Raw genomic sequence first — 15237 nt, forward strand, 5'->3', positions numbered from 1 at the left:
GGTGCAGCCGGGCAAGCTCGGCTCTACGGTGATACGTCGGCTGATACTTGATGGCCTGCGGCGAGGCAATTCACCTTCACCCTTGTAGAGCGGAGTTTGCTCCGCTGCTTTGCCGGCCTCGGATCTCCGGCCTCGGATCTGGTGCAGCCGAGCAAGCTCGGCTCTACAGTGATACGTCGGCTGGTACCTCACGGCTTGCGGCGAGGCAATTCACCTTCACCCTTGTAGAGCGGAGCTTGCTCCGCTGCTTTGCCGGCGTCGGATCTGGTGCAGCCGAGCAAGCTCGGCTCTACAGTGATACGCCGGCTGATACTTCGCGGCCTGCGGCGAGGCAATTCACCTTTACCCCTGTAGAGCGGAGCTTGCTCCGCTGCTCTGCCGTGCCCGGAGCCGAAGCAGCCGGGCAGGCGACGGAACCCGGCCGCAACGAGGCCCCGCATGCGGGGCCTCGCGCATCTTCGTCGATGGAATGCGCGGAACTACGTTGCGTTCGCCTCGCCGACGGCCTCGGCGTCGCCGGCAAAGGCTTCCACCGGGATGCAGCTGCAGAACACGTTCTTGTCACCGTGCACGTTGTCCACGCGCGCCACCGGCGGCCAGTACTTCTGCTGCTTCAGCGACGGCAGCGGGAACGCCGCCAGCTCGCGCGGATAGGCGTGGGTCCACTCGCCGGCGCTGACCTGCACGGCGGTGTGCGGAGCGTGCTTGAGCGGGTTGTCCTCGCGGTCCAGGCGGCCGTCCTCGATCGCGCGGATCTCGTCGCGGATCTGGATCATCGCGTCGATGAAGCGATCCAGCTCGTGCAGCGACTCGCTCTCGGTCGGCTCAACCATCAGCGTGCCGGCGACCGGGAAGCTCAGCGTCGGTGCATGGAAGCCGAAGTCGATCAGGCGCTTGGCCACGTCCTCGGCGCTGATGCCGGTGGCGTCCTTAATCGGGCGCAGGTCGAGGATGCACTCGTGCGCGACCAGGCCGTTGCGGCCGGTGTACAGGGTGTCGAAGTGCGGCGCCAGGCGGCGGGCGATGTAGTTGGCGTTGAGCAGCGCGACCTGGGTGGCGCGGCGCAGGCCGGCCGCGCCCATCAGGGTGATGTACATCCAGCTGATCGGCAGGATCGAGGCGCTGCCGAAGGTGGCCGCGCTGACCATGCCGACCTCGCCTTCGCCCACGCCCTGAGTGCGCACGCCGTGCTCGCCGAGTGCGCGCGGCAGGAACGGCGCCAGGTGCGCCTTGACCGCGCACGGGCCGACGCCGGGGCCGCCGCCGCCGTGCGGGATGCAGAAGGTCTTGTGCAGGTTCAGGTGCGACACGTCCGAGCCCCACTTGCCGGGCTTGGCCACGCCGACCAGCGCGTTCATGTTGGCGCCGTCGGTGTACACCTGGCCGCCGTGGCGGTGGATGATCTCGCAGATCTCGACCACTTCCTCCTCGAACACGCCGTGCGTGGACGGGTAGGTCATCATGATCGCGGCCAGGCGGTCGCCGTACTTCTCGGCGTTGCGGCGGATGTCCTCGACGTCGACGTTGCCGTTGCCATCGGTCTTGGTGACCACCACGGTCATGCCGCACATTTGCGCCGAGGCCGGGTTGGTGCCGTGCGCCGAGTCCGGGATCAGGCAGATGTCGCGGTGGCCCTCGCCGCGCGCGCGGTGGTAGGCGCGGATCGCCAGCAGGCCGGCGTACTCGCCCTGCGCGCCGGAGTTGGGCTGCAGGCTGACCGCGTCGTAGCCGGTGCACTCGACCAGCATCGCCTCCAGCCCGTCGATCAGCTCGCGGTAGCCCTGCGCCTGCGCGGCCGGCGCCAGCGGGTGGATGCCGGCGAACTGCGGCCAGGTCACCGGGATCATCTCGGCGGTGGCGTTGAGCTTCATCGTGCAGCTGCCCAGCGGGATCATCGTGCGATCCATCGCCAGGTCCTTGTCGGCCAGCGCGCGCATGTAGCGCAGCAGCTCGTGTTCGCTGTGGTGGGTGTTGAACACCGGGTGCTGCAGGAACGCGCTGGTGCGGCGCAGGTTGGCCGGCAGCGCGTCGGGCGTGTCCAGGTCCAGCGCGTCGAGGTTGTCGATGCGCGCGCCGAACAGGCCGGCCAGCGCGGTCACGTCCTCGCGCGTGCTGGTCTCGTCCAGGCTGATGCCCAGCGAGGTGGCGTCGATGTGGCGCAGGTTGATGCCGGCCACGCGCGCCTTCTCGTGCAGCGTCGCCGCGTCGATGCCGGTGACGTGCAGGGTGTCGAAGAAACCGCCGGCCACGGCGACGCCGGCCCTGCGCAGCGCCGCGGCCAGCACGGCGGCCAGGCGGTGGGTGCGGCGGGCGATGCGGGTCAGCCCCTCCGGGCCGTGGTAGACCGCGTACATCGAGGCCATCACCGCCAGCAGCACCTGCGCGGTGCAGATGTTGGAGGTGGCCTTCTCGCGGCGGATGTGCTGCTCGCGGGTCTGCAGGGTCAGGCGGTAGGCTGGGTTGCCGGCCGCGTCGATCGACACGCCGATCAGGCGGCCGGGCATCGAGCGCTTGAAGGCGTCGCGGCAGGCCATGAACGCCGCGTGCGGGCCGCCGAAGCCGAACGGCACGCCGAAGCGCTGCGAGTTGCCGACCACGATGTCGGCGCCCCATTCGCCCGGCGCGGCGATCAGGGTCAGCGCCAGCAGGTCGGTCGCCACCGCGACCAGGCCACCGCGCGCGTGCACGGCCTCGGCCAGCGCCTTGTGGTCGCCGACGTGGCCGAAGGTGTCCGGGTATTGCAGCAGCACGCCGAAGCTGTCGGCTTCCAGCGCTTCCTCCGGCGTGCCGACGCGCAGCACGATGCCCATCGGCTCGGCGCGCGTGCGCAGCACTTCCAGCGTCTGCGGGTGCACCGCGTCGTGGACGAAGAACACGTCCGACTTCGACCGCGCCGAGCGCTTGGCCAGCGTCATCGCCTCGGCCGCGGCGGTGGCCTCGTCGAGCAGCGAGGCGTTGGCGATCTCCATCCCGGTCAGGTCGGCGATCATGGTCTGGAAGTTGATCAGCGCCTCCATGCGGCCCTGCGAGATCTCCGCCTGGTACGGCGTGTAGGCGGTGTACCAGGCCGGGTTCTCGAGGATGTTGCGCAGGATCACCTTCGGCGTGTGGGTGCCGTAGTAGCCCTGGCCGATGAAGCTGCGCAGGACCTGGTTGCGATCGGCGATGGCGCGGATGCGAGCCAGCGCCTCCTCCTCGCTCAGCGCCTCGGGCAGCGCCAGCGGCGCGGGCGACTTGATGCTGGCGGGCACGATGGCGTCGGTCATCGCCTCCAGCGAGTCGTAGCCGACCACGCCGAGCATGTGCGCGATTTCGGCTTCGTTGGGGCCGATGTGGCGTTCGATGAAGGCGTCGTGGTGCTCGAGGGCACGGAGCGGGGTGTGCTGGGACATGGGCAGGAGGCATCCGGAAGTGACGTGCGAAGCCGCACGTGGGGCGCCCCTCTGTCCTTTTGCCTGAGAGTTTGGAAGCCGCGCGGGACGAGGTCCGCGGGTTCGTGCCCCTTCGGCGCCGGGTTTGACCGGTCTCTCCAGAGTTTTTGTTGCCTGCGGTGGTATCTGGCCTGAGCGATTACGGGCGTTGCGCCTTCGGCAGCGGGCCTTGCCCGCTTCTCCCACCGCGTTGTTGCCCGGCGATTATAGCCTCGCCGGGGCCGGCGATAGGGCTTAACATGCCTGCCGGTTTCCCATCCCCCCGCCATCTGGATGCCCGGCCGCCGCCCGCGGGCGAGCCAGCCCCGGCGCATCGCCAGGACCGCCATGCAGGACGCCCGTTCCGCCCCACCGCCGTCTTCCGCGGCCGCCGATGCGCCGGCAGCGGCCCTCCCGCCGCCGCAGCCGGCGGCCGAATCGTTCGCGCCCGCCGAGGCCTGGGTGATCCGCATCTGGCGGCTGCTGCTGCGCGAGCCCAGCCTGCTGGTCGCCGCGACCTACCTGTCGGTCTCGTTCATCGGCCTGTGGGCCAGCTTCTGGTTCTACCGCAGCTTCTCGCTGCCGATCCTCGAATACATGCAGCCCAGCGACTACCTGGTCGCCGGCCTGCGCGATCCGGCCTATGCGCTGCTGCTGGCCGCCTCGGTGCTGCTGGTGCTGCTGATCACCTGGCCGGAGGTGTTCCGCATCCGCTACCCGGGCAAGGTGCAGCGGCTGCGCGGGCGCTGGTGGGGCCGGCTGCTGTTCCCGGAACTGCGGCTGATGCGCTGGGCCGGCATCGGCATGGCGCCGATCACCGGCACCGTGGTGGCGGGCGCCTGGGGCATGATCTGGGCCTCGTCCTGGTACGTCATCGATCGCGCCGAGCATATCCGCGAAGGCGGCTCCGGCCATCGCGTGCAGGTGACGATGATCGGCGACAGCGCGCCGCTGCCGCAGCAGGCGCGCCTGCTGGGCACCACCAGCGCCTACGTGTTCCTGTGGTGGCCGGCGGAAAGGCGCGCCGAGGCGATCCCGCTCTCGGCGCTCAAGCGCATGGCGGTGATCGCGCCGTCGAAGCCGCCGGTGGCGGCCGCCGCCGCCGTGGGGAACACGGCCAAGTGACCGCCACGCCTTCCACCCGCCGCCTGGCCCTGCTGCTGGGCGGGCTGGCGATGTTCGGCCCGTTCTCGATCGACACGATCTTCCCGGCGTTCCCGCAGATGGGCGCGCAACTGGGCGCGGACAAGCTGGCGATGCAGCAGACCATCAGCGTCTACCTGCTGACCTATGCGGCGATGAGCCTGGTGCACGGGCCGCTGTCCGACGCGCTGGGCCGCAAGCGGGTGATCTTCGCCGGGCTGTTCGTGTTCATGCTGGCCTCGATCGGCTGCGCGCTGGCGCAGGACATGGGCACGCTGCTGCTGTTCCGCGCGCTGCAGGGGCTGTCGGCGGGCGTGGGCTTCATCGTCGGGCGCGCCGTGATCCGCGACGTCTTCCACGGCGACGACGCGCAGCGGCTGATGAGCCAGGTGTCGATGATCTTCGGCATCGCCCCGGCGATCGCGCCGATCATCGGCGGCTGGCTGCTGGGCTGGGGGCGCTGGCCGCTGATCTTCTGGTTCCTGGCCGGCTTCTCGCTGCTGCTGCTGGCCAGCATCACCCTGTGGCTGCCGGAGACGCACCCGCCGGCCGCGCGCATGAAGGTCGCGCCGGCCCACCTGCTGCGCGACTACTTCTCCATCGCGTTGAACCCGCGCTTCCAGCGGCTGGCGCTGGCCGGCTCGCTGAACTTCGGCGGCATCTTCCTCTACATCGCCTCGGCGCCTGCGTTCGTGCTGGACCTGCTGCGCCTGAACGAGCAGCAGTTCGCCTGGCTGTTCCTGCCCACCATCGGCGGCATGACGCTGGGCGCGTTCCTGTCCGGCAAGGCGGCCGGGCGCGTCAGCGGGACGCGGCTGAGCGCGCTGGGCTTCGCCTTCATGGGCGCGGGCGTGGCATTGAACGTGGGCTACAACGCGCTGGCCGACGCGCCGGCGGTGCCGTGGGCGGTGCTGCCGATGAGCCTGCTGGCGTTCGGGGTGGCGCTGATCTTCCCGATCCTCACCCTGTCCATCCTCGACATGTATCCGCGCCAGCGCGGCGCGGCCTCGTCGCTGCAGGCGTTCAGCAACCTGCTGGTCAACGCGATCATCGCCGGCCTGCTGTCGCCGCTGCTGAGCCACCACGGCCTGCACCTGGCGCTGGCCTCCGGCGCCTTCACCCTGCTGGGCTGGCTGTTCTGGCGCTGGGAGATGCGGGTGAGCCGGCGCGAACCGCGCTGCGCGAAGGATGCGCCGGCGATGGAACCCACTGATCAACTCTAGGAACAAGGCATGTCCATCCAGTCCAAGGCCCGCCGCGAGGCGAAGAAGCGCAAGGCCGAGAAAGCGCGCAACCTGGCCCGCGCCAACGCGCCGGCGGTGGAGCCGCACGCCGAACTGCGCAACCCGCAGGGCGAACTGCTGGCCGGCATCGTGCGCCGCGCCGGGGTGTGGGTGCTGGGCCTGCATGGCCGCATCGCCGGCAGCTCCGACAGTGCCGCCGAGGTGCTGGCCATGATCAAGCGTGCCGCCGCGCTGCACGAGGCCGAGGGCCAGCCGGTGCGGCTGGCCTATTCGGACGAACTGCGCGACACCGCCGAACTGGAGGCCGCCGCGCAGGGCCTGAGCCTGGAAGCCTACGAAAAGAAGCTCGAGGCGGAGATGAAGGGCGAGGGCGGCAGCGAGGGCGACGGGAAAGAAGAGCCGCCCGTGGCCTGATGCGGAATCTGCAGGGTCTGCCGGCTGCGCGAAGTCGCGCACCGCTGGAAACCCCGCGAGCCGGGCTTGCCCGGCTCACGGGAAGGCTTGCCCCGGGACGGGGCAGCGGAGCAGGCTCCGCGCTACGACCGAACGGCGGCGCGCGCTGCCGTTCGGCCGGTCCGCAGGGAGCCTTTCACCAAGGCATCCCCGTGCGTCGCGGCATCAATTGCCGCGCGGCGGCGCCGGAGCGCCGGCCGTGGCCTGCCAGCCGCAGGTCTGGCCCTCGTTCTGCTGCTTGAGCCAGTCCTGCAGCGGCGCGAAGTATTCCAGCACCGCGCTGGCGTCCATCTTTTCGGTGCCGGTCAGCTCCTTCAGCGTGGACTGCCACGGCTGGCTGGAACCCTTCTCCAGCATCGCCCAGAACTTCTGCCCGGCCGCCTTGTTGCCGTAGAAGCTGCACTCGTACAGCGGGCCCTGGTAGCCGGCCGCGTCGCACAGGCCCTTGTAGAACTGGAACTGCAGCACGTGCGAGAGGAAGTAGCGCGTGTACGGCGTGTTGCCCGGCACATGGTACTTGGCGCCCGGATCGAAGAACTCCTCGCCGCGCGGGGTGGCCGGCGCCACGCCCTGGTAGCGCGCCTTCAGCTCCCACCACGCCTGGTTGTACTGGTCGGGCTTGATCGAGCCGTCGAACACGCCCCAGCGCCAGCGATCGATCATCAGCCCGAACGGCAGGAACGACACCTTGGCCAGCGCCATGCGCATCTGCGCGTTGATCAGCGCCTCGTTGCTCTGCTGCTGGTCGCCGACCAGGCCGATCGACTTGAGGTAGTCGGGCGTCATCGACAGCACGATGGTGTCGCCGATGGCCTCGTGGAAGCCGTCGTGCGCGCCGCCCTGGAACAGCGGCGGCAGCTTGTTGTAGGCCAGGTAGTAGTAGACGTGGCCGAGCTCGTGGTAGATGGTGGTGAAGTCCTCCTCGTTCGGCTTGATGCACATCTTGGTGCGCACGTCGCCGGCGAAGTTCATGTCCCAGGCGCTGGCGTGGCAGACCACATCGCGATCCAGCGGCTTGATGAACTGGGTCTTGGACCAGTAGCTCTCCGGCAGCCTGGGCATGCCCAGCGAGGTGTAGAAGTCCTGCGCGCGCTCGGTCATCTGCCGCGCGGTCTGCAACTGCGCCTCGCGGCCGGCCTGGAAGCGCGCGTCCTCGGTGATGCCGGGGCCGGCCTTGCCGATCGCGGCGGTGTAGTTGGCCTGCGCCTGGCGCTCCAGCGTGCCGGTGATGTCCAGGCTGCCGGCGCCCTTGTACGGCTCCAGCATGTCCCACAGGTTGCCCCAGTCCTGCTGCCACATGTTGCCCATCAGGTGCGCCGGCAGCAGGCCGTTGACCTGGCCCTTCTCCACGCCGTAGGTGGCCTGCAGCTTGGTGCGGGTGTAGCAATGCAACTGCTCGTACAGCGGCTTGACCTGGTCCCACAGGCGATCGGTCTCGGCGGCGATTTCGGCCGGGCTCATGTCGTAGCCGCTGCGCCACATCTCGCCGGTATCGGCGAAGCCCATCTCGCGGGCGCCCTCGTTGACCAGCTCGGCGAAGCGCACGTAGTCCTGCCGCATCGGCTGGGCGATCGTGTGCCAGCCCTGCCACGCGTCCAGCTGCTGGTCGTAGTCGCGGCTGCTGCGCAACACGTCCTCCAGCTCGCCGAGCTGGCGGCACTTCCTCGCATCGCCCTCGCCGGTGCAGTAGCTGCCGGCGCCGTACATGCCTTCCATCTTGGTGGCGAGCTTGGCCAGTTCCTCCAGCTTGGCCGGATCCTTCGGCGCCGGCATCGCGGTGGACAGCTTGAGCAGCTGGATCGCGCGCGCGGTCTCGGGCGTCATCTGCTGGCCCTCGAACTTCCTGGCCTGCTCGATCCAGCTGTTGAGCTGGGTCAGGTAGCGCTCGTTGCCCTTGGCGGCCAGCAACTGGCTGTCGTCGTTGATGTAGGTGCTCGACAGCCACTGCGCGGCGGTCAGCTCCGGGTACATCCTGCGCAGCTCGTCGTTGACGCGGGCGATGAACTGGTCGGCGGTCTCGCCCGGCGTGGTGGCGGCGCCGGGGGCGGCATCGGGCGAAGGCTCCTTCTTGCAGGCGGCCAGCGCGACGAGGCTGGCGCCGATGGCGAGGGAAAGCAGCAGGTGGCGTGGCTTCACGGGAGTCCTTTGCGGCGGGTGCGCGGTGAACGGGATGGCGGAAGGCTAGTGGCGCGGCGGGAGGGCCGCAAGTGCGGGTCGGATCCCGTGGCAGCGACGTCAGTCGCGACGGCGCGGTGCAAGGAGGGCGCTTCGGCTGCGGACGCGCGATGGCGGGCGTGGCCCTGGAATGGGGAAGCCCAGATGTCCCGGGAGTTTCTTTATCCGGTCGCGACTGACGTCGCTCCCACAAGGTGGGATGGATTCAGGGGGCGGGCAGCAGGCCGTGCGCGTGCAGCCAGGCGCGCGCGTCCTCGGCGTCCTGCGCGAACCACGCGGCGGTCGAGCCCAGCCGGAACGAATAGCCCCACGCGTCCATGTCCGCCATCAGCCGCGCGGCGCCGACGCCCGGCAGCGCGTCGGCCAGCACGATCTGCAGGTAGCAGGTGGCGTCCTCCTCGATGTCCGAGTCGGTGGCGTCGGTGTGCACGGCGGCGCGCCGCTCCGGCGGCAGCACGATCAGGTGGCAGGCCTCGTGCAGCAGCGAATGGATCGGCGTGTCGTCGCGCGCGTAGACGTCACTGGCGATGACGCCGGCTTCCGGCTCGCCCCAGTAGCTGCCGGGGATGTCTTGACCGTCGCCGACCCGGTGCAGGCGCAGGGCGTGGCGCGCCAGCAGGCCGGTCAGCGCCGCGAACGGCACGTCGCGCACGCACAGCACGTCCGGGGTCGCGTCTTGCGCGTCGGCGGGGGCAGGGGTCATGGCGGCAGGAGGGGCGGAGCTTGCTCCGCTTCGCGAAAGTCCGGAATCAGGGGGAGCGGAGCAAGCTCCGCTCTACGCTCCATGCTCAGCCGTTGCCTTCGGGCAGCGCCACCGAGATGTCGAGCACGTCGTGGTCGCCGTCCTTGATCAGATCGACCTTGACCGCGTCGACGTCGACGTTGACGTACTTCCTGATCACTTCCAGCAGTTCGCGGCGCAGCAGCGGCAGGTAGTCGGGCGCGCCGCGCGAGCTGCGCTCCTGGGCGATGATGATCTGCAGGCGGTTCTTGGCGGTCTCGGCGGTGTTCTTCTTCGCCCTGAGGAAATCGAACATGCCCATTTCAACCTCCGAACAGCTTGCTGAAGAATCCCTTCTTCTCGAACGTGGTGAAGCGCATCGGCCGCTCCTCGCCGAGCAGGCGGGCCACGGTGTCGTCGTAGGCCTGGCCGGCCGGCGACTCCAGGTCCAGGATCACCGGCTCGCCCTTGTTGGAGGCGTTGAGCACGTCGCCGGACTCGGGGATGACGCCGATGCTCTTCAGGCCCAGCACTTCCTCCACGTCCTTGATGCTGAGCATCTCGCCGCTTTCCACCCGCTCGGGGTTGTAGCGGGTCAGCAGCAGGTTGGCCTTCAGCGGCTCGCCGTTCTCGGCGCGGCGGGTCTTGGAGTCGAGCAGGCCGAGGATGCGGTCGGAGTCGCGCACCGAGGACACTTCCGGGTTGACCACGACGATGGCCTGGTCGGCGAAGTACATGGCCAGGAACGCGCCCTTCTCGATGCCGGCCGGCGAATCGCAGACGATGTAGTCGAAGCCGTCGTCGGCCAGGTCCTTGATCACCTTCTCCACGCCTTCCTTGGTCAGCGCGTCCTTGTCGCGGGTCTGCGAGGCGGCCAGCACGAACAGCGTGTCGAAGCGCTTGTCCTTGATCAGCGCCTGCTTCAGCGTCGCCTCGCCCTGCACCACGTTGACGAAGTCGTACACCACGCGGCGCTCGCAGCCCATGATGAGGTCCAGGTTGCGCAGGCCGACGTCGAAGTCGATGACCGCGACCTTCTTGCCGCGCCGCGCCAGCCCGCAGGCGATGCTGGCGCTGGTGGTGGTCTTGCCTACGCCACCCTTGCCGGATGTGACGACGATGATCTCAGCCAATGGTTTTCTCCTTGCGGGGGATACGGGGAGTGCCGGAGGGATGCGGCGGTGCCCTACGGGAGGGCGGCGAATTTCAGTTGTTCCTGCTCCAGCCAGATCTGCACGGGCTTGCCGCGCAGGTCCCTGGGGATGTCTTCCATCACCTGGTAGTGGCCGGCGATGGCCACCAGCTCGGCGTTGAACTCGTGGCAGAAGATGCGCGCGGCGGTGTCGCCGCGCGCGCCGGCCAGGGCGCGGCCGCGCAGCGCGCCGTAGACGTGGATGGAGCCGTCGGCGATGACCTCGGCGCCGGCGCCGACGGTGGACAGCACGGTCAGGTCGCGGTTCTCCGCGTACAGCTGCTGGCCCGAGCGCACCGGCGTCTTCTGCATCAGCCCGGGCCGGGCCGGCGCGGCCGGCGGCGGGGCGGGGGCCGGCGCCGGCGCGGGTTCCGGCGCGCGCGGCCTCGGCGGCGCGGCCTCGACCGGCTCGTACTGGGCGCGGAACTTGGCCAGCAGCGGCAGGCCGAGCTGTTCGGACAACTGCTCGGTCTCGCGGGTGCCGTAGGCCAGCGCCACCGGCAGCACGCCGGCCTCGCGCAGTCCTTCCAGCAACGCGCGCGCGGTGTCCGCGTCGGGCGTGCGCGCCAGCCCGCCGAAGTCGATGATGACCGCGGCGCGGCCGAACAGCCTGGGCGCGCGCTCGACGCGCTCGTGCATCTCGCGCACCAACTGCGCCACGTCCAGCGTGCGCACGCGCAGGTTGGCGATGCCGACCTGGCCGATCTTCAGTTCGCCGGCCTGCTCGTAGTCCAGGTTCGCCATTCCCGCGCTCATGTCCCGGTCGCGCGCTGTTCGCGCAGGCCGGCCAGGTCGCGGGTGCGCGCCCAGGGTTCGTCGGGCAGGCGGCCGCCGTAGGTCTGGCGCACCCACGGGTAGCTGCACAGCTCCTTCATCAGCATGCTGGCGCGCACGCCGACGTCGGCCATGATGTTCTGGCCGACCTCGCGGAAGCCGAAGCTGCCGTGGAACAGCAGCGCCGGGTCGGCGCCGTGGTCGAGGAACACCTCGCAGCACAGCAGCGGGTAGCGCAGTTCGGCGTAGCTCTGCACGTCGGCGTAGAAGGCGCGGCCGACGCCGCCGCCGCGGCGGCGGCTGGCGACCACGATGCGGTCGATGTAGAAGAAGCTGGGGTGGCGCTCGCGGAACCAGGCGAAGTTGCTGCTGTCGTGCTCGGAGTCGGAGCCGAAGCCGACCAGGAAGCCGGCCAGGTTGCCGTCGCGCTCGGCGACGCGGAAGTACTCGGCCTGCTCGTAGAAGCGGCGGACCCGGGCCGCATCCAGCGGCAGGATGGCCAGGCCGGCATTGTTGTTGAGGGCTAGGACGGAATCCAGCTCGTGCTCGCGCACGTCGCGGATGACGATCGACATTTAACCTGGCTCCGTACGGGGTCTTGCAGAGGACTTGTGCGTGGGGCGACCGCCGATGGCGGCCAGGCCCGGATTATCGCATGGCCGCCCGGCGAAGGCTCGCCCGCCATGACAGCCGCCGGCGCCGCGCCCGGGCACGGCGCCGGCCGGGAAGCGGCATGACTTTCGTGGGGAGGCGGCCGCGGCGAATGCGCCTAAGATGCGGCCATGTTGGGACGACTCAGCCATACCCGCCTGCTGCGCGCCACCGGCCTCTACACGTGGGCGCTGGTCGGCATCCCGATCATCCTGAACGTGTGGTTCCTGCCGCCGTCCAGCGGCGCCGACGGGCAGGGCGCGGACATCCCGATGACCGCGCTGGCGTACTTCACCTTCGGCGCCTGCTACTGGCTGGCCACGCGCTCGCTGGGCGCGCGCAAGGCCCGGGCCAGCGCCTGGAGCATCCCGCTGGCGCTGGTGCTGACCGCCGCGGCGGTGGCGGTCGGCGTGTACAGCCGCACCGGCCTGAGCGCGATGCTGATGGTGATCGTGGCCGGGGTGCTGCCGTGGCTGCTGAACCTGCGGGTGGCGATGGCCTGGCTGCTGCTGGGGCACGTGCCGCTGATGTGGTCGTTCATGGCGCTGGAATACTTCAGCTTCTGGGAGGCGCTGTTCCAGTCGGCCTTCTACGTCGGCTTCGCCGCCTTCGTGCTGGTCACCGCCTACGTGGCCCGCCAGCAGGCCGAGGCGCGCGAGGAGCAGCGCCGCCTCAACGCCGAGCTGCGCGCCACCCGCGTGCTGCTGGCAGAGAGCGCGCGCGTGAACGAGCGCACCCGCATCTCGCGCGAGCTGCACGACCTGCTCGGCCACCACCTCACCGCGCTGAGCCTGAACCTGGAAGTGGCCGGCCACATCACCGAGGGCCGCGCCCAGGAGCACGTCCGCCAGGCGCATACCCTGGCCCGGCTGCTGCTGACCGACGTGCGCGAGGCGGTCAGCCAGCTGCGCGAGAGCGGTGCCATCGACCTGGGCGCGGCGCTGCTGCCGCTGGCCGAGAAGGTGCCTTCGCTGGACATCCACATGGACATCGACTCGCCGCTGACCCTGGACGACCCGCAGCGCGCGCACGTGCTGCTGCGCTGCACCCAGGAGATCATCACCAACGCCGTGCGCCATGCCGGTGCGCGCAACCTGTGGCTGCGCTGCCGGCGCGTGGGCGGCGACATCCTCATCGAGGCCGGCGACGATGGCGGCGGCGCCGACGGCGTGGTCGCCGGCAACGGCCTGCGCGGCATGCGCGAGCGGCTGGCGCAGTACGGCGGCGACCTCGAGCTGGACACCGCGCCCGGCAAGGGGTTCCGGCTGCGGATCCGCCTGCCGGTGCTGGAGTCCGCCGCCGTGCTGGCGTCCAGCGCGCTGGCTTCCGTTCCCCAACCCGAGACCGTTCCCGGAGATTCCCCATGATTCGTGTATGTCTGGTCGACGACCAAACGCTGGTGCGTCAGGGCATCCGCTCGCTGCTGGCGCTGGACGACGGCATCGAGGTGGTCGCCGAGGCGGCCGACGGCAGGCAGGCGGTCGAGCTGATCCCGCAGATCAGGCCCGACGTGGTGCTGATGGACATGCGCATGCCGGTGATGTCCGGGCTGGAGGCCTTGCAGGCGCTGGCCCGCGCCGGCCAGTTGCCGCCGTCGATCATCCTGACCACCTTCGACGACGACCAGTTGGTGCTGGCCGGGCTCAAGGCCGGCGCCAAGGGCTACCTGCTCAAGGACGTGTCGCTGGAGCAGCTGGTCGGCGCGATCCGTACGGTGGCCGATGGTGGATCGCTGGTGCAACCGGCGGTGACCCAGCGCCTGCTGTCCGGGCTGGAGCACATGCGCAACGAGTTCGTCAGCCTGGACCGCCCGGACCCGCTGACCGACCGCGAGACCGAGATCCTGCGGCTGATGGCCAGCGGCTTCTCCAACAAGGAGATCGCCAATTCGCTGGGCGTGGCCGAGGGCACCATCAAGAACCACGTCTCCAACATCCTCAGCAAGCTCGGCGTGCGCGACCGCACCCGGGCGGTGCTGAAGGCGTTCGAACTGCAGCTTGTCTGAACGGGACGGTCGCCCGCCCGCCAGGACGGCTTGGCGCAGGCGCTGGAGTCCCATGCCTGGCCGCGGCGGTCGGGCCCGGGTCCGGGTGCGGGCATCCCGGCCGGCCGGGCGCCGGCCCGGTACGGTCGCGCATGGTGCGCCGCGCAAAATCGCCGGGTTTCGGCGGAACCCGATGGCCTGCTAGGATGCGCGGTGCATTTTTTCTTGATGGCCGTGGCACCGGCTCCCGGAGACTCCTGAATGACCCGTTTGATCGAGTTCGTGATTGCACTGGCGCTGGTCCTGGCGCTGTTTCTGGTGATCGGACTGGTGCTGCCGTCCAAGCGCCACCTGGTGGAAAGCGTCGAGACCAACCGCCGCATGACCATCGTCTACGACACGCTGAACAATGTGCGCCGCCTGAAGGACTGGAGTCCGCTGCTGCCGAACAACCCCGCCGAGCTGTCCTACTCGGACAACGTTTCCGGCGTCGGTGCGCGCGTGGAATACGACTCGCCCGGCTACTGGGGCAAGGGCCGCTGGGAAATCACCCACAGCGAGGCGCCGCAGGCCGGTGGCGGCGGCAGCATCGCCTACGCCATCGAGAACAAGACCTCGGGCAAGAACAAGAAGACCCTCTTCACCCTGGAGCCGGCCGGCAAGAACGGCCGCAACGTCAAGATCACCCAGACCTACGACGTGGAATACGGCTGGAACATCGTCGGCCGCTACGCCGGCATGTACGTCAGCCGCCACGTCGGTGACGCGCTCAAGGCGGGCCTGTCCAAGCTGACCAACATGCTGGCCACCGTGCCGAACTTCGACTACCGCGTCGAAGGCAGCAAGCTGACCGATCTGCGCGTGGTCGACCTGCCGGCCGAGGACATCCTGTTCGTCAACGCCGGCAACATCGATCGCAGCAACGAGACCATCAAGGCCTCGATCAAGGCCAACCAGGAATGGATCAAGCGCGTGATGGACGCCAACGGCCTGGTCGCCGCCGGTCCGCTGCGCATCATCACCACCGACTTCGGCACCGAGAAGTACGCCTTCGACGTGGCCCAGCCGGTGCGCAAGCGCAGCGGTCCCGCCCCGACGGAAGGCGATGACGCCGCCACCGACGAGGCGCCCGCCAGCACCGAGCCGGTCGCCGCCAGCGGCGAGCCGCTGAAGGTCACCATCCCCTCCGGCGCCCCGGTCGAGTACGTCCGCCTGCAGCCGCGCAAGTCCGCCGCCGCCAAGTACACCGGCTACATGGCCGAGCTGGACGCGGTGCGCAATTCGCTGCGCGCCTGGGCGGTCACCGACGGCCACGAGGTGGTCGATCGCCCCTACGAGTCCTGGAACAAGGGCGTGGACACCTCGTTCACCGCCGAGGGCGAGTTCGACGTGTACTGGGCCATCAAGCACTGATCGGGGCGATACCGTCCGTCGATACGCCACACCCCGACGCGCCGCTCTTGCGGCGCGTCGTTTTTCCGGCCCCCGGA

General features: G+C 69.8%; 13 protein-coding genes and 1 riboswitch. Of the genes, 6 read left to right on the forward strand and 7 right to left on the reverse strand.

Translation table 11 applies throughout. The features are described 5' to 3' along the window. Positions 1 to 479: 479 nt before the first annotated feature. On the reverse strand, positions 480 to 3392 hold the full coding sequence (gcvP, locus tag AAG688_RS05980) for an aminomethyl-transferring glycine dehydrogenase (protein ID WP_411834449.1): 2913 nt from the start codon (positions 3390 to 3392) through the stop codon (positions 480 to 482). A 41-nt stretch (positions 3393 to 3433) separates the two neighbouring features. Beyond that, positions 3434 to 3543, reverse strand: a riboswitch (glycine riboswitch). A gap of 215 nt (positions 3544 to 3758) precedes the next feature. Between gcvP and AAG688_RS05985 the strand changes: the two genes are divergently transcribed. Genes AAG688_RS05985 through AAG688_RS05995 form a run of 3 tightly spaced genes read left to right on the forward strand, consistent with a single transcriptional unit; the run spans position 3759 to position 6211 of the window. Beyond that, entirely contained in the window at positions 3759 to 4535 is a 777-nt protein-coding gene (locus AAG688_RS05985) for a hypothetical protein (RefSeq protein WP_411834450.1), read from the forward strand. Positions 4536 to 4585: 50 nt separating this feature from the next. Further along, positions 4586 to 5776 (forward strand): multidrug effflux MFS transporter, encoded by a 1191-nt coding sequence (locus AAG688_RS05990; protein ID WP_411834949.1) that lies wholly within the window; start codon positions 4586 to 4588, stop codon positions 5774 to 5776. Between the two features lie 9 nt (positions 5777 to 5785). Next, on the forward strand, positions 5786 to 6211 hold the full coding sequence (locus AAG688_RS05995) for a hypothetical protein (protein ID WP_411834451.1): 426 nt from the start codon (positions 5786 to 5788) through the stop codon (positions 6209 to 6211). Between the two features lie 204 nt (positions 6212 to 6415). Here the strand turns inward: AAG688_RS05995 and AAG688_RS06000 are convergent, their stop codons facing one another. The 6 genes from AAG688_RS06000 to AAG688_RS06025 form a co-directional block, all read right to left on the reverse strand. Beyond that, positions 6416 to 8386, reverse strand: a complete 1971-nt coding sequence (locus tag AAG688_RS06000; RefSeq protein WP_411834452.1) for a M2 family metallopeptidase — start codon at positions 8384 to 8386, stop codon at positions 6416 to 6418. A 244-nt stretch (positions 8387 to 8630) separates the two neighbouring features. Next, positions 8631 to 9128: a hypothetical protein gene (locus AAG688_RS06005; protein ID WP_411834454.1), complete on the reverse strand. Its 498-nt coding sequence runs from the start codon at positions 9126 to 9128 to the stop codon at positions 8631 to 8633. An 85-nt stretch (positions 9129 to 9213) separates the two neighbouring features. Beyond that, the gene (gene minE, locus AAG688_RS06010; protein WP_411834455.1) at positions 9214 to 9468 is read right to left on the reverse strand and encodes a cell division topological specificity factor MinE; all 255 of its coding nucleotides are present in this window, start codon (positions 9466 to 9468) and stop codon (positions 9214 to 9216) included. Between the two features lies 1 nt (position 9469). Then, positions 9470 to 10279, reverse strand: a complete 810-nt coding sequence (minD, locus tag AAG688_RS06015) for a septum site-determining protein MinD (protein WP_411834456.1) — start codon at positions 10277 to 10279, stop codon at positions 9470 to 9472. A gap of 53 nt (positions 10280 to 10332) precedes the next feature. Further along, entirely contained in the window at positions 10333 to 11082 is a 750-nt protein-coding gene (gene minC, locus AAG688_RS06020; RefSeq protein WP_411834457.1) for a septum site-determining protein MinC, read from the reverse strand. Positions 11083 to 11090: 8 nt separating this feature from the next. Then, a complete protein-coding gene (locus AAG688_RS06025) occupies positions 11091 to 11687 on the reverse strand; it encodes a GNAT family N-acetyltransferase (protein ID WP_411834458.1) in 597 nt (198 codons plus the stop codon). 207 nt (positions 11688 to 11894) lie between these two features. Between AAG688_RS06025 and AAG688_RS06030 the strand changes: the two genes are divergently transcribed. The 3 genes from AAG688_RS06030 to AAG688_RS06040 all read left to right on the forward strand — a co-directional run bounded on the left by AAG688_RS06030 (position 11895) and on the right by AAG688_RS06040 (position 15160). After that, the gene (locus tag AAG688_RS06030; protein WP_411834459.1) at positions 11895 to 13130 is read left to right on the forward strand and encodes a sensor histidine kinase; all 1236 of its coding nucleotides are present in this window, start codon (positions 11895 to 11897) and stop codon (positions 13128 to 13130) included. Beyond that, the gene (locus AAG688_RS06035; RefSeq protein ID WP_411834460.1) at positions 13127 to 13768 is read left to right on the forward strand and encodes a response regulator; all 642 of its coding nucleotides are present in this window, start codon (positions 13127 to 13129) and stop codon (positions 13766 to 13768) included. The genes AAG688_RS06030 and AAG688_RS06035 overlap by 4 nt, the downstream gene beginning before the upstream one ends. 240 nt (positions 13769 to 14008) lie before the next feature. Further along, positions 14009 to 15160: a polyketide cyclase gene (locus AAG688_RS06040; protein WP_411834461.1), complete on the forward strand. Its 1152-nt coding sequence runs from the start codon at positions 14009 to 14011 to the stop codon at positions 15158 to 15160. The last annotated feature ends 77 nt before the right edge of the window (positions 15161 to 15237 follow it).

This window comes from Pseudoxanthomonas mexicana, from assembly GCF_046736355.1.
Taxonomy (GTDB): domain Bacteria; phylum Pseudomonadota; class Gammaproteobacteria; order Xanthomonadales; family Xanthomonadaceae; genus Pseudoxanthomonas_A; species Pseudoxanthomonas_A mexicana_B.

Bases quoted from the DNA above. Each gene is read 5' to 3' on its own strand.
- AAG688_RS06030 (WP_411834459.1), top strand. From the start codon at position 11,895: ATGTTGGGACGACTCAGCCATACCCGCCTGCTGCGCGCCACCGGCCTC.
- AAG688_RS05985 (WP_411834450.1), top strand. From the start codon at position 3,759: ATGCAGGACGCCCGTTCCGCCCCACCGCCGTCTTCCGCGGCCGCCGAT.
- AAG688_RS05995 (WP_411834451.1), top strand. From the start codon at position 5,786: ATGTCCATCCAGTCCAAGGCCCGCCGCGAGGCGAAGAAGCGCAAGGCC.
- gcvP (WP_411834449.1), bottom strand. From the start codon at position 3,392: ATGTCCCAGCACACCCCGCTCCGTGCCCTCGAGCACCACGACGCCTTC.
- minE (WP_411834455.1), bottom strand. From the start codon at position 9,468: ATGGGCATGTTCGATTTCCTCAGGGCGAAGAAGAACACCGCCGAGACC.
- AAG688_RS05990 (WP_411834949.1), top strand. From the start codon at position 4,586: ATGTTCGGCCCGTTCTCGATCGACACGATCTTCCCGGCGTTCCCGCAG.
- AAG688_RS06025 (WP_411834458.1), bottom strand. From the start codon at position 11,687: ATGTCGATCGTCATCCGCGACGTGCGCGAGCACGAGCTGGATTCCGTC.
- AAG688_RS06005 (WP_411834454.1), bottom strand. From the start codon at position 9,128: ATGACCCCTGCCCCCGCCGACGCGCAAGACGCGACCCCGGACGTGCTG.
- AAG688_RS06035 (WP_411834460.1), top strand. From the start codon at position 13,127: ATGATTCGTGTATGTCTGGTCGACGACCAAACGCTGGTGCGTCAGGGC.
- minC (WP_411834457.1), bottom strand. From the start codon at position 11,082: ATGGCGAACCTGGACTACGAGCAGGCCGGCGAACTGAAGATCGGCCAG.
- AAG688_RS06040 (WP_411834461.1), top strand. From the start codon at position 14,009: ATGACCCGTTTGATCGAGTTCGTGATTGCACTGGCGCTGGTCCTGGCG.